This is a genomic window from Streptomyces sp. NPDC005728 (assembly GCF_040630895.1).
GTDB lineage: Bacteria > Actinomycetota > Actinomycetes > Streptomycetales > Streptomycetaceae > Streptomyces.
This window is the reverse complement of the sequence record NZ_JBEXYL010000149.1, coordinates 1-14125: the sequence shown is the minus strand read 5'-3', so window position 1 is coordinate 14125 and position 14125 is coordinate 1. Positions and strand designations below refer to the sequence as shown.

The 14125-nt window shown below is 67.8% G+C and carries 6 protein-coding genes; 5 read left to right on the top strand and 1 reads right to left on the bottom strand.

Annotated features, from left to right (window positions below; genetic code table 11):
- Positions 1 to 349: 349 nt before the first annotated feature.
- Positions 350 to 2431 carry an N-6 DNA methylase gene (locus tag ABZ471_RS44375; protein WP_359074848.1) on the top strand — a complete coding sequence of 694 codons (2082 nt, stop codon included), beginning with the start codon at positions 350 to 352 and terminating at the stop codon, positions 2429 to 2431.
- 72 nt (positions 2432 to 2503) lie between these two features.
- Here ABZ471_RS44375 and ABZ471_RS44370 read toward each other — a convergent pair whose 3' ends face one another.
- Positions 2504 to 3949, bottom strand: coding sequence for a serine/threonine-protein kinase (locus tag ABZ471_RS44370; RefSeq protein WP_359074847.1), 1446 nt, complete (start codon positions 3947 to 3949; stop codon positions 2504 to 2506).
- Between the two features lie 241 nt (positions 3950 to 4190).
- Between ABZ471_RS44370 and ABZ471_RS44365 the strand changes: the two genes are divergently transcribed.
- The 4 genes from ABZ471_RS44365 to ABZ471_RS44350 all read left to right on the top strand — a co-directional run bounded on the left by ABZ471_RS44365 (position 4191) and on the right by ABZ471_RS44350 (position 13907).
- Positions 4191 to 5912 (top strand): PD-(D/E)XK nuclease family protein, encoded by a 1722-nt coding sequence (locus tag ABZ471_RS44365; protein WP_359074846.1) that lies wholly within the window; start codon positions 4191 to 4193, stop codon positions 5910 to 5912.
- Entirely contained in the window at positions 5909 to 7102 is a 1194-nt protein-coding gene (locus tag ABZ471_RS44360) for a hypothetical protein (RefSeq protein WP_359074845.1), read from the top strand. Before ABZ471_RS44365 ends, ABZ471_RS44360 begins: the two co-directional genes overlap by 4 nt.
- 67 nt (positions 7103 to 7169) lie before the next feature.
- On the top strand, positions 7170 to 10763 hold the full coding sequence (locus ABZ471_RS44355) for a hypothetical protein (RefSeq protein ID WP_359074844.1): 3594 nt from the start codon (positions 7170 to 7172) through the stop codon (positions 10761 to 10763).
- 33 nt (positions 10764 to 10796) lie between these two features.
- The gene (locus ABZ471_RS44350) at positions 10797 to 13907 is read left to right on the top strand and encodes a DUF3962 domain-containing protein (protein WP_359074843.1); all 3111 of its coding nucleotides are present in this window, start codon (positions 10797 to 10799) and stop codon (positions 13905 to 13907) included.
- Positions 13908 to 14125: the final 218 nt, after the last annotated feature.

The window sequence follows — 14125 nt, the reverse complement described above, 5'->3', positions numbered from 1 at the left end:
CGGATGCAGTACCGTCCCCGCCTCATCGAGGGCCTCATCGCCAAGACCGGACTGGACCTACAACCGCCGTAACCCCAGCCATTAAAGATCTCTAGACCTGCCCGATAGGGCCACGATCCATCGGCTCCTCGATGCAGTAGAGCCTGTCAAACGCAGCTCCCCTTATTCGACGCCTCTGGTGGTCGCCTCCAGGGCTGGCCTGCGGGGGCCGGGCGTAGGGGCACAAGAGGACGCGTTCGGCGAAGCGTCTGTGAACTCAGTCAATGATTGTCTTGGTAGAGTGGTTGGGTTACGGTAATGGCACCCCTGGCAGGCCCGTCCGAAAGTCGCCCCTCGCTCGGAGAATCACATGTCAGACCCCATCGACGCGCCCGTCACTCTGGCCGGGATCGCACGCATCGCGGGTGTTGGTCGAGCGGCGGTAAGCAACTGGCGGCGCCGCCACGACTCGTTCCCGACGCCGGTTGGCGGAACGGACACCAGCCCACTGTTCTCCCTCGCCGACGTCGAACGGTGGCTTTACGCCCACGGGAAGATCGAGCGGATCGGGCGGCGCGAGCGGCTGTGGCCGCACTATGAGGCGCTGGGAGATCGTGCGGTCATGGGCGCGGCGCTCGCGGAAGCCGGTCGCCGCCTTCTCGCCGCGGAAGGCGTGGACTGGGCCGTGCCCGAGCAGTGCTTCCGTTCGGAGGAGGCCGCCCGTGTGGTAGACAAGACGGTCGATGTCGCGCGCCACGAAGGGGGCCGCGAGATTTTCGACTTCCTGCTATCGCGCTGGCTCGATGCTCATGTGCGGCAGGTCAGCGCCACTCCCGCTCCACTCGCCCGGCTGATGGCAGACATTGCTGTGGCTGTCGGGGCCGGAGGGCCAGGGGGCGTGGATGCGGGGGCGACTGTCCTCGACCCCGCATGTGGCGTTGGTGGGCTGCTACTGGCCGCGGGTGAGGGTATGGAGGAGCGGGGAGTTGAGGCCAACTCCACGGCTCCGGCGCTCCTCGGGGTCGATCTCGACCCGGCACTTGCCGCGCTGGCGGCGGCCCGGCTTGGCTTCGCCCGCGCAGACGGGGGAGGGATGACTGCGGAGATCAAGGTAGGAGACTCGCTCCGCGCAGACCCGCACGGTGCCGTGCTGGCCGACGTAGTTCTGTGCAACCCCCCGTTCAACGCTCGCGACTGGGGTCATGAGGAACTGGCCACCGACCCCCGCTGGGTCTACGGCCTGCCACCGAGGACCGAGCCCGAACTCGCTTGGATCGAGCACGCGCTGGCACGCCTGGCACCCGACGGTGTGGCCGTACTCCTGTTGCCGCCGGCGGTGGCCTCCCGGCGTGCAGGCAGGCGCATCCGTGGGGCACTGCTGCGCACGGGCTCGCTGCGGGGAGTCGTCGCGCTGCCAGCCGGAGCCGCGCAACCGCACAGTGTCTCACTCCAGTTGTGGATCCTCCGGGCACCCGCGTCCGACGGCAGGACGGCTCTGGGTGAGCACCTGTTCCTGCTCGACGCGGCCACCTCGTCGGGCACGTTCCGGGGGGCGCAGGGTGTTGACTGGCCGCGGCTGAGCGGTCAGGTACTCGACGCAGTACAGGCACACTCCTGGTCTGGGGGCCAGCAGGCGGGAGCGGGCGAGCGGCTGCCCGAAAGGTGCATCACCGTCCCTGTGATGGACCTGCTCGACGAGCAGACGGATCTCACGCCCGCGCGCCACGTACCGGAGACGGCCATCGAGGCCCAGGGCAAGCACCATCAATCCTGGGGGCGTCTGGACGGCCTGCTCGACGAGGTGCGCGGTCACTCCCGTACCCTGGCGGCCATCGACCTATCGGCAGGCGGCGATGCCGCATCCACGGTTACGGTCTCGGATCTGGACCGCGCCCACGCGCTCAAGCTGCGGCACGGGCAGACGCTTCCCGGCGAGCTGCTGCACGGCGATGTGCTCCCGCCCGGTGCGGTACCAGCTCTGAGCGTTCCCGACCTGATCCAGGGAGGAGTGCCGGGCGGCTGGCTTACGGCGGCCGAGGTGGAGAAGGGTGTCGGAACCGGCTCGCTCACCATGGCCGAGCCCGGGGACGTCGTAGTGGTGGGTGTTGAACGGGCCTACCGCGTATGGGTCCAGGTGGACACGCCCCTGGTACTCGGGCCCCAGCTCTATGCGCTGCACCCGGATCCCGAACTCCTCGACCCCTGGTTCCTCGCGGGTTGCCTGCGAGCTCCGGCGAACGCTCGGCAGGCCGGCTCCCATACCTCCAGTTCGGCCCGCATCGACGTACGCAAATTGCAGGTACTCCAGTTCCCTCTGGCCCGACAGCGGCCGTACGCAGAGGCCTTCCGGGAACTGCTTGCACTTGAAGAGTCACTTCGGTCCGTTGCGGCGGTGGGTGAGGACCTCGTCCGGGGCCTCGGGGACGGGCTCGCGGCGGGAAGGCTGCACTGATCGCGCCGGTAAGCCTGCTGGCCCCGAGTCATCTAATCGAGTGCGGAGGGGCACCCACTCCAGATCGTCCGTCTACGCCTCGTAGCCCAGCTCGTCGAGCTCGATACCGACCTCGTGGCACCGCTCTGCCAGGACCTGGGCGCGAGAGCTGGTGACGTGGGGTAGCTCTTCGAGTACCAGGGCTCGCGCCGCTGCCGCAGGGAGCAGGTCGCCGAAGGGGATGCGGCACTCCGCAGCGCCGAGCGTGCCTTCCAGGTAGTCGGCCAAATGATTCGGACTCATGTTGCCCTCCGCCGGCAGGGCCAGATCCTCGTAGAGCGCGATTGCCTCCTTGCAACGCCCGGCGATGCGCATGCCGTTTGCGGCCACACGGAGGGCTGCCCGGACCTGTGGGTCGAAGGCGCCCCAGCCGCGGCGGGCGGCCGGCAGCAGCTCCACCAGCCTGTCCACCGCGCTCGCGGGTTCATCGACATCGATCTCGGTCTCGGCTTCGGCGGTGACCTCCTGAAACACCCGGCGACTGAGGAACCCGGAAGCGCGATGCCTCCTGTTTGGCCTGGCTACAGCCACCGGTGCCGCAGGTGCGGCGGGCAGATCGTACTCATCCGGCAGGCGCAACGGACGCGTAGGGTCCGGCTCCAGCCGAGGGGAAGGGGCGGCGTCACCCGGGCGGGGCGCGTATTTCCGGAGCACCTCCGCAACCGAGCGGGCGTCTTCCGGTCGGTCTTCCGGCTCCTTTGCCAGCAACTTCAGGACCAGTCTTTCCAGCTCTGCTGGGATGTGCCCGACGTGGCAGGTTGGCGGGAGCGGAGCGTCCTTGACGTGTTGATGCTTCAGTCCGTCCCCTGAGAACGGTGGGTGGCCCGTCAGCAGGTGGTAGAGAACGCAACCCAGCGCGTACAGGTCGGTCTTCGGAGTGATCTGGCGTTCCAGGATCTGCTCCGGGGCCTCATACCCCCTGCTGCCTACGGTGGAACCATGCTGGGTGTAATCCGTGACGCCGGGCCAGAGTGGCTTGGCGATGCCGAAGTCGATGAGGACGACCACACCGCTCTGGTCGATGATCAAGTTGTACGGCTTGAGGTCGCGGTGGACCACCGGAAGGTCGTGGGCACAGGCCAGCGCCTCGGCGATCTGGACCCCGATGGCCGCGGCGACCTCGATGGTGGGGGTGTACTGGTCCAGGAAGCGGTGCAGGGGTTTGCCGTCGACGAAGCGCATCACGAGGTAGGGCTCGGCTCCGTGGGATCCCTGGTCGTACAACTCGGGGATGCTCCTGTTGCGTAGACGTCCGAGAAGCGCGCCCTCGCGCCGGAAACGGCCACGCATCCGCCTCAGCTCGTCATGTGCTTCGTCTTCATTCAGTGAATCTAGAAGATCGTTCTTCGTGCGGAGGCACTTGACGGCCACCAGCCTCTCGTCCCGCAGGTCTTCCGCCTGCCAGACCACGGCCATGCCGCCGCTGCCAAGGTGCTTGCGCAGCTTGTACCGGCCGCCCAGCACGTCGTCCTTCTTCATGCCCGCCCCTTGCCTCTGAAGCGTCCCGCGTCAGTCACGAGGGGGCGTGACGGTGACGGGGTTTCCGGTTCCGCCGGATCGTTGCGTGGCGGATGCGCTCACTGTAAAGCGATCAGCGTAGATTTCATGCATGGACTGAGTTCACAGTCGCCATGTGTCATGCTGGAGTTGCCCGGAGCCCGGCGAGCCGCTCTCATTGGTGTCGCGTCGAGCTGCCCTGCCGTACGGCTTGGAGGACACCATGAGCAGCTGGCTGCGCCCCGCCGGAACCAGCGGTGACGTCAGGCTGGTGCGCACGAACCTCAGTGCGGCGCGGCTCGACCCTCGGGACTGCCCCACGAAGCGCAGCAGCGACGCTCGCCCGATGTTGATCTCAGATCCCGAACCGCCCGAACTCATCGAAAAATTCCAGGACTTCACTCTCAAGGTCTTTGTGGATGCGCTCGACCTGATTGAACACGAGGGCAAGGATCCGGAGTGGGTGATCGGAGAATTACGTCGCACGAACGGAACTTTCGGGCGCTACCGCCGTCGCACTGCGCACCCTCTGCTGCTGTCCTGGTCGGCTGCAGCAGTCAGACGTTATCTCGCGGCCCGGGTGGCTGATCAGCACATTCGCCGGATAGCCGACCTCCCGCTCACAGTCCCGGTCTGTGACACTTGGGTAGTTGGTAAGGACCCCGGGCCGGTCGACGCACGGGGCGCCGACACCTATGAGATGACCGCTTGGGGACGCCGCTACGCGGCCCTCGACGGCTCCACCAGAGAGCTGTGGCTGCTCACCTTCGGCGCCGCCAAGGACGATCGCCCCGAGGCGGAGAAGGCAGCAGCCGCCTACGTGGCGGCCCGGGGACGGCCGGCGGGCGGGGGCTGGCGGAAGCGGCACACTCCAGTTCCTTTCGACCAGCTCCCGCAGTACCGCACCAACCTGCCCACACAGGTCAGGGTCATCGAATTCGGCTGTGGAGATGGGAAGCACAAGGAACTGGTCGACTGGAACAGGCAGCAGGCGCGCCAGCACTTCACGGAGGAGGGGTGGCCCGCGCTCCTCCATGCTATCGACGGCATCGGGACCCACCCCGGAACCGGCTGTGTTGACTGCAAGGCGATGACCGGTTGCGACGCCCTCCCGCGCAGCCCGGAACTGCTGAGAATCAAGCCACTGAAACCCCGGCGGCCCCGGCGCAGCGTCTCGGTCACCGATCTGCGCGCCTACCGGGACTGCCCGGCGAAATACCACGCGACCCGGCAGCTCAAACTGCGCTCCTCGAAACCTGAGAGCCCGGAAGTGCGACGCGGCCGTGTAGTCGACGAGATCCTGAACCAACGGCACGGGGGTACGCCCTATAGGAGCTGCGGGGAGCTCCCCGGCCCTGCGGACCCGGCGTGCTGGGGCGCCGGTGGCCTCCACTTGAACGGTAAGGAGGCACTCGATGGCGCCGCCATGCTCGAACAGCACGCCTTCTACTGCCCGTTGGACGGCCTCGCCGCGGAGGAAGAGGTGCGTGTCCAGCACCAGGTGGTCTGCTACGACCCCGAACTCGATCTCGTCCTGATAGCCACCCCCGATCTGCTCCACACGCGCCGTGGGGGCTGGATCTGGCGGGAAACCAAGACCGCGAGCAGTTATCTCTATGAAGGGGAGTCGCTGTTGAAGCGCTACCCCCAGCTGGCTCTCGGCGTACTGATGTTGGCCGCCGGCGTCCTAGACGGTGACGTGGCGCGTTCCAGGGTGGAGCTCGAACTGCTGCACACGGGCGACGTGACCTTTGAGGAGCTTGACCCCTCCCGCCCGGGAAGCGTCGACGAAGCGAGAGAAGTGATCGCGCAACTAGCCCAGCCCTGGGCTCGGGATCAGGACTACCCGACCGAAACGGGCCGGCACTGCGGCAGCTGCGAAGCCCTCGAATGGTGCGACCCGGGTATCGAACATCTCGCCACGATGGAGCAGGAGCCCCGATGATCACCGCCTCTGATGCCCACACCGCCCGGCGCGGCGACTGGCTTGACTTCCCCGACGTACGCCTCGTCCGTACGCTGGCCGCCGCGGTGATCCAGCTCGCCGACCTCGGGCCGCTATCCTCCTTCAAACTGCCCTACCCGGCCGAAGCCCAGCGTGCCCTGGACCGGACCGTCCTCACCTGCCTACTCAGGGGCGTCGAGGAGACCCCCCGCAGCCTCCCGGAACTGCTCTTTTGGTGCCACAGCCGTCCCCTGGAGGACTGGCCTCTCGATCTGCCCCCGGATGCCTTCGGACCGGATGACTACCTGGTGGACCCCGAGGCGCTGGTCCCCACCCAGCTATGCCACGAGTGGTGGATCAGAGGCAAGGACGCCGGTGCCACACAATTCGACCGGGAGGTCATTCACACGGCGATGCGCCTGTGCCGCAAGGCGTCGTCCCCCGAGTCCTACGTAGCCTTCCGGAGGCTCCTGGTGGAACGCCCGGTACTCACCGGGGTGGAACGGTTCGAGACCGAGACCGACCTGTTCCTTACTCCCGTACAAGAACTCCTGGCTCAGTGCTACGCGGCGGTCCCGGCCTCCTACGAAAGTGCGGGCGCCTACGTCACCTGCGGTCGCTGCCAGACCCTGCTCACTCCGGTCGCGGGCGGCGCATCGTGGTGGTGCGAACGTGACCGGTGCCGCCGCCGAGGCGCGCCGCCGCACGGGCGGACCCTGGCCGGGGCGGATGCGGCTGGGCTGCTGCAACTCATGCGACCGCTCAGGCAATTCGTCACCAGCCCCGGGCGCGCGGAGGTCGAACTGGAGGCCAGACTGAACGCGCTCGGACTCGAAGTCCAGCTCTGGCCGGGCTTCGACGCCTACGACTTGCGCGTAACTTTTCCCGACGGGTACGTCTGGGCCATTGACGTCAAGGACTGGAAGCATCCCGGTCTGCTCGGCCGTTCCGCGAAACCCGTACGTCCGGAACCGCCCTACGACGAGTCGTGCTGGGTGGTCCCCCGAGAACAGGCCGAAGCCCATCGCGACTACCTCGGCACGTTCCGACGAAACCGGCCTGTCACGGCGGGGGGCCTGCCCCTGCTCACCGATGACCGGCTCGTCGCACTCGCCACCGCCCGGCTCCGAGGAGCGGGCGGCGCTCACCTGACGGACTCCGCACCGACGAACGGATCCCCTCGTGCGTAACGGCAGCGAGTGGTATCAGCCGCTGGCCAAAGCCCTGGAGCCCGTCTGGCCTCAGGAACATCAGGATGTGAATCCGTCCCTACTCTGCCAGGTGGAACTCGGCCTCTACTTGATGGAGAGCCTCGATCCGTCCCGCGACGCCCGAGGTGTCTACACCCTCCTCGGCGGCTACCCCTTCGCCGTGGCAGCGGGCCTCGTGACCACGTCGGCCCAGCGCGACCGGTTGGACGTGGCGCGCCACCTTCTGTGGAAGTTGCGCCGCCGCCGCATGTGGCACCAGTGCCTGGAGACGTATGCCCAATTGCCTGAACGGCTCCGCGGATACCGACTGCCCGAGGGGGGAGGGCCGGCGCGGCGGGTCGAGCCGACAGTCGCAGGCGACCGCTTCACCCGGTTCCAGCGTGCGCTGTCCAGGCTTCCGGACTTCGACCAGCGCTTGCTGCAGCCTGCCCCGGCAGGCCAGGCCCGGTTCACCGAGCGCCACCGGCCAGCCTCCGTGATCATCCCCGAGCAGTTGTGGTTTCCGTCGGCGACCGGCCATGACTTGAGCCGGGTCCCCGGCACTGCGGGCCGGCCCCTGGACATCCCGCTGGCCGAACTTGCCGAAACGGCACGCTGGATGGAGGAGACCGAGACCGCTCGTGGCCTCCCCTCCGGGAAATGGGTGCGACGCCTGGAGGACCTGCAGCTTGATGTCCTGTCCGTTGACGGGCTGCGCTTTGAGAAGGCGATTGCATTGCGCCTGGACCACCTGCTCCACCTGGTCGGCATGGTGGGCGCGGGGAAGAGCACCCTGATGAATCTCATCGCCGTCTGGGGCGCGCGCAAGGGGTTGCGTACCACTCTGGTTGTCGGTGACGTCGCCGAACAGCTCACCCTGGTCGGCCAGTTCCGGGACCTGGGGCTGAACGCCGCTCCTGTCATTGGCGGCACCACCCGCGAGCAGCACGCGTCCCGGCTGCACCGCCGACTCGCCGCACGCGGCCAAGCCTCCCTGCTCCAGCACGACGATCCGGCCTTCGACGACCTGAGCACGGTGTGCGTCCTCGACGCACAGCGCGGACTGGAAGCGGCCGAACCCCTGCGCTATGTCGACGCCCCCTGCACGGAACTGCGCCCAGTCAAGAAGCCCCGTCCGACCGCCGCCGAGGACATCTTGATACCCATGTACCAGCACGAAGAACCCGGGAGGCAGACAGACGAGGGCGCGGGGGCAACGGAACCTGAAGCTTCCCGGGCCGACCACGGCTGTCCGGTGTGGAGCGTCTGCCCCCGCCACGCCACCGACCGAGAGCTGGTCGATGCCCTGATCTGGGTGGCCAACCCGGCCAGCTTGCTGCAAAGCGCCGTTCCGAACCACCTAAACGCGGAACGTCTGAGGCACCTCGAACTCGCCTGCCTGCGGAGCGACATCGTCATCGTCGACGAGGCAGACCGCGTACAGATGCAGCTTGACACCGCCTTCGCCCCGTCCGCGACGCTGATCGTGCGTGGCCCGGAATCCTGGCTCGACCGGCTCGGCATTCACAAGATCGACGAATTGGCCCGGCAGGGCCGACTTCCGCTCTCAGCACGCGACGTCGAACGCTGGTCGGCGTCCCTGGACCTCGTGCACATCGCCGCCAACCGCCTATACCGCAGGCTGATCACCGAGGACGACCTCCGTGAATGGGCGGACATCGAATACTTCAGCGCCTGGACCCTCCAGGAGAAACTAATCAATGAGTGGTACCCCCGTCCGCGCGCCGATGGATCCCTCCCCGACGGGATCTCCTCCGACACCGAGGTGTACGACTCCGACGGCGAGTCCGACGGTCTCACCTCCACGCCACGCACCCCAGGCACGGAGGCGTGGGACGCACGCCGCAGCGAAGTGACCGAGGCTCTCGATGCCTTTCGCGACGACCCGCTCGGTGATCGTGGCCCGCACAGTGAACTCACCGACACCCTGATCCGCAGGGCCGGAGACCTCCTGCACAACCTCGACCAGACGGCGACAAGCCAGCGTGTCCGCTCCGTCCTCGACGTCCTGCTCACAGGGTCGCCCGTCATGGACGGTTCACTGGGTCAAGAGGCACCGGGGCCGGGGAAACCCGACCGGGACCCTGTGGACACCTGGGGGACCGAACCCTGGCTGGAACGGGCGACACGGCGCCTTGAGTTCACCCTGGTACTGGCCGCACTACATCAGCGCCTCGAACGCGTCACCTTTCTGTGGCCGCAGGCCGAGGCGGCCCTCCACCTGGACACAGCCGACAACGAGCTCTCCCGTCGGCCCCCCCTGGACTACGCACCGGTCGTGCCGGAAGCCCCCATGGGTAACGTCCTCGGATTCCAGTACCTGCCCGAAGACCCAGAGCGAGGGCCGGAAGGCGACGAACACCGCAGCGGCACCCTCCGCTTCTTCCGATGCGCCGGCGTCGGCCGGGAACTCCTGCTCAACCTTCCGACAGTGGGGGCCGATCCCGCTGCGGGCCGACCCGGAACCCACGTGCTGCTCATGTCGGGCACCAGCTGGGCCGGGACATCGACCCGCGCACACGTCATGGTCCCGGTCAAGGCAATCCTCAAACCCCACCAGGCCGCCGTCGACTCCATCCGGCAGACCCGCTTCAGCACGCTGTTCCTCTACGACGGAGAAGGAACCCCGCTTACCCTCTCCGGAGCCAAACTGGGCACCCGCGAACGGGTTCTGGCCCAGATGGTCACCCAACTCGGGAAGTCGGGCCCGGGCAGCACATCGCTCCTGGACCGGGAACTCCGGCAGATCGAGGACGGCGAACGCCGCCGGGCATTGCTCCTGGTCGGCAGCTACCACGACGCCAGGACCGCCGCCGATCTCCTTGAACGTATGCCGCGCTGGCGGGGAAAGGTCCGTGTCCTGGCCTCCGACAAGGCGGAGCTCGACCACACCGGCCCGGGCGACACGGCCACGGGCGACTTCACCGGTGCCTCCGCCGTACGCCGTGGTGACCTGGCTGCCTTCGCCAAGGACGAGGACGCCGAAGTCCTAGTTGCCCCCTTGATGGCAATCGAGCGCGGCCACAACATCCTCAACCAGAGCCACAAGGCCGCCTTCGGGACCGTGCTCTTCCTCGCCCGCCCCCACCCGCGCCCGGACGACCTCTCGCTGGCCGTCTTCGCCGTCAACGACTGGGTCACCAGGTTCGTCCGAGACCAGCCGGACCCCGAAGCGGGAACCTTTGGCAAGCTGGTGGCCGACACAGCGGACCTGGACGCCGCCGGGCTCGGCTTCCGCCTCGCGGCCCGTAAGGAATGGCGCCGTTTGCTCTCGCGGCGCTACATCTACTCCCGGCTCAACGACGCGGAGAAGACGTCCTTCGCCTGGGACCAGCTCGTCACCATCTGGCAGGTCATCGGCCGTCTGGTGCGAGGTGGAGTGCCCGCACGCGTTGTGTTTGTCGACGCGGCCTTCGCCCCCGCACTGGCCGAAGCCGGGGCGCCGCCCCCGGCGGCCACCCGGAGCGGACGCCGCCGCAACGACGACGGTCTGCTCATCAAGCTCCGTGACGTCCTCGCGCCCTACTTCGACGACGAGGCCGCACCCGAATCGTTTGCCGACCCCGCCGACCCCGCCCTGGTACGCACGCTCTACCACCCGCTCTTCGACGCCCTGTGCGGCCTGAGCGCCGGAAACTGACCCCCAAGAAACCGAAGGAGACCGTGGAGTCCCATGGCCGCCAAATATCGTGACACCAGCCGGGCTGCCTACCTTTTAGAACCCGACGCCGCCCCCTGGATCGCTCAATACCGCGCGCTGACCTTTCCCGAGCAGTGGCACTCGAGCATCCTGGAACTCTGCAACCTCGGACGTGACCCTAAAGCCGACCCATACCGCGTCGCGCCCGTCGCCCGCTTCAACGGGGTACTGCAAAGCCTTGCCCCCGATCTGATCGTCCGGGGACGCCCGCGCGATCCCCTCCAGCAAGCCGAGGACTTCTGGCTCTACGCTCCGCACGACGCCCCTCATCCTCTGCCTGGTGACACCCTTGACAGGCTCAATGGTTCCTGGCTCCAAGACATCCGCCCCGAGCCCGAGCACTATGGCGCCGTCCTGGACACGCACAGGGCGCTGCGCGCCTGCCCACCGCAGTGGCACGACGTCACCGTCGACCTCCTCGGCTGCCCCACGACTGACGGCGGAACGGCTGCCCCGCGCGACCGGCAGTACCAACTCGCAACCGACGCCCTGGCCCGGCGCATCCTCGCTCTCGGCCCTTACGAACACGGCGCCGGCAGTCTGCACTTCCGCGCCGTGCCGCGTGGACCGCGCCAGCAAGGAGCGGAGCTCCTCTCGCAGCCCCTCTCCCACGTGGTCAAGGGGCGTGAGTGGTGGTTTTCCATTGTGATCAACATTTCGCTGCACACTGTCCCCTTCGACCCACGACCCCGTCTCCACCTGCACACCGGGGTACGCCGCTGGGCGACTCGCCTCGACGCGAGGAAGCAGCGGCTTCGTCTGCCGTACGGCCGCGACACCTCCGTCTACCTGCTGCCGGGCATCCCCTGGCTCCCCGGTACACCCACCAGCGACCGCTACGCGGTGGCGCGTCTAACCTGGGACCGCGGCACTCAGGGCTACGCCTGGAAGAACAACGGACCCGCTCAGATCCTCGGCAGACTGGCGCTCAACCGCCCCTTTCCCGACCCGGCCAGCCTGCTCACCGAACCTGTGGAGTGGATCGGCGACGGGGACGGCACCCGCGCCTCGGTAGTTCACAGCACACATATGGGTGCTCATGGCATCGGTGCCGGCCTCATGTCGCACCAACGTTCACAGATCGTTGAATGGGCCGAACGGGCGTTGCCCGAGCAGATGCGTCGGGTCCTGTCGCTCAGCCGGGCGCGCGTCGGCGGCAGTGCCCCCGCCAACGCCCGGCCCAAGCCCAAAGCAGCAGAGAAGGCCGCTGAGGTGGAACGTGAAGCCCTCGCCCGCCGAACCGCACTCGCGGTAGCAGCCAGGATCAACGGGGGACACGACCCCGTCGAGGCGGTCGAGGGGACGGGAGACTCGGGCCTCGTCGAAGCGCGACTGCTCTGGCAGAGCCCTTCGTTCCGGGATGCGGCCATCGGGGCTCTCGCCGATGTCCTTGGGTTGGACGGTGACGGGGGCCGACCGGAGCCCACCACAGCCGAGGAGATGTACGAGCGGGCCGCGCCCGGAAGCCCGGTCATCCTCGAATGGAAGTCCCCGGAACTCACCCTCCGCCTACGCTGCCTGCGCGCCACCGGCGGAATCACAGACACGCTGGGCATTGACCCCCAAGCGCGGCCAAGGGCCAAGGCCCTGGAGGCAGGCATCAACGCTCGGCGCAAGGCGGCCGAGGCGTTTCTTACCGCGGACGGAGCTGACCCGCTGCACCCTGGCTTCGCACTTGTGGAGATCGACCGCCGCCAAGACTTCGCCCATGGACTGGACGACCCCAAGTACGCGCTCCGACTGGGCTGCGCGGACGCGGGCGTACTCACACAGTTCGCGCTCGTCCCCAAGAAGGCCAAGGGGCACAACACCGAGAAGAACCTCTTGCACCGGGTCCATTCGGGATGGGAGGACGCCCTGCGCCAGTACGGCGTTCGAGTCCTACCCGAGCACACGCTCGGCGAGGCGCTTCCCGAGGACCTGCGCTACGTCGCCACCTACATGGTCAAGCGACGTAAGGACGGCCCCACACGGCTTCCCCGCCACACCCCGGTTGCCGTCATGGTCACGCCGCTCGCACCGGGCAGCGGCCTGGCCGCGGTCGCCGGCTGGGACGAACGGACGGGGCGCTGGATCCCCTACCCTCACTTCCTGCTCGGCCTGGTCAAGACAGCCGAAATCCCGGGAGTGGACGAACCCACGGAGACCGTGACCGGGACCGCCAGGGACACCGAAGCCGCCATGGTCGTACCCCGGCAGCGTTCGCCCTACCGCGCCTGGCAGCAGAACATGGACGAGCAGCGCAGGGCCACCGCACGCTACCTCCAGAAGATGGTCCGCTCTCTGCGCGGCCGGTCCACCATCCTGCTGACCCACTCTCAGAACAGCCGGTTGCACTGGCCCTGGCTCCAAGATGGCCGAGCTGAACGAGACCTGATCAAGACCGGGCACGCGCAGCCAGTAGGACTTGACCTCGACCTCCGGTTGATCCGCGTACGTACCGCAGCAGGTCGGGAGACTCCCCAGTGGTGGGGTAACGCCGCTCCTGGCGAGGTCAATGGCTTGCCCCAGGGGCTGTGGGTGGAAGACGAAGACGCAGGCCGATCCTCAGGGAGGATCTTCTACAGCACCACTCCCAAGGCGGGTACCTTTCGGGACTCTGCCGTCGAGGCCGACAAGATCGCTCCCCGCCCTCTCAGGCAGGGCCCCAACAAGGGCAAACCCACCATCGACACGCACATTCCCGCCTGGAACCCTGGGCTCGTGGAAATTGCGGTCCTGGGCTGCCACCCAGATGCTGGCGACGCACCCGAAGCCCTCGCCCTCGCAGTGCATCAGCTTCGCCAAGCTCCCGACTACCTGGACGCACTCTCACTGCCGCTACCCCTGCACTTGGCGAGCCTCGCCCAGCACTACGTACTGCCGACGGTCGCCGAGGGAGAAGGTGAGGTGGAGGGGACCTTTCTGGAAGAGTCGGTTGCTGACGAGGCAGAGAGCACGACCGATGGGCATCGCGTAGTCGCGGCGCTGGGAGTGATCGCGGAAAATGCGGACACTGAACCGGCAGACGTGGATCCAGAATGTGCGGAGGATCCAGGTCTTGAGCAAGCCCCTGAGGACGAGCAGCTCGCGCTGTTCTCCTGAGGGAGCGGGCGGAGCCGGAATGAGAGGATCGCGCGGCTGCTCGGCGGCCTGCCGAGTCGGGCGATGCTGCGAAGGCGGCGGTCGCCCGCGTTCTGGCAGGCCGAGGCCACTCAGCGCAGTACGGCCGCCAGCAGATCGGTCCCCAGCGCTGTCAGATCGGGCAGATTGAGGGTGTAACGGACGTAGCGGCCGTGCCGCCGGGCCGTGAGCAGGCCCGC

Coding starts and splice junctions, on each gene's coding strand:
- ABZ471_RS44360 (WP_359074845.1), top strand. CDS start 5,909: ATGATCACCGCCTCTGATGCCCACACCGCCCGGCGCGGCGACTGGCTT.
- ABZ471_RS44370 (WP_359074847.1), bottom strand. CDS start 3,949: ATGAAGAAGGACGACGTGCTGGGCGGCCGGTACAAGCTGCGCAAGCAC.
- ABZ471_RS44350 (WP_359074843.1), top strand. CDS start 10,797: ATGGCCGCCAAATATCGTGACACCAGCCGGGCTGCCTACCTTTTAGAA.
- ABZ471_RS44375 (WP_359074848.1), top strand. CDS start 350: ATGTCAGACCCCATCGACGCGCCCGTCACTCTGGCCGGGATCGCACGC.
- ABZ471_RS44365 (WP_359074846.1), top strand. CDS start 4,191: ATGAGCAGCTGGCTGCGCCCCGCCGGAACCAGCGGTGACGTCAGGCTG.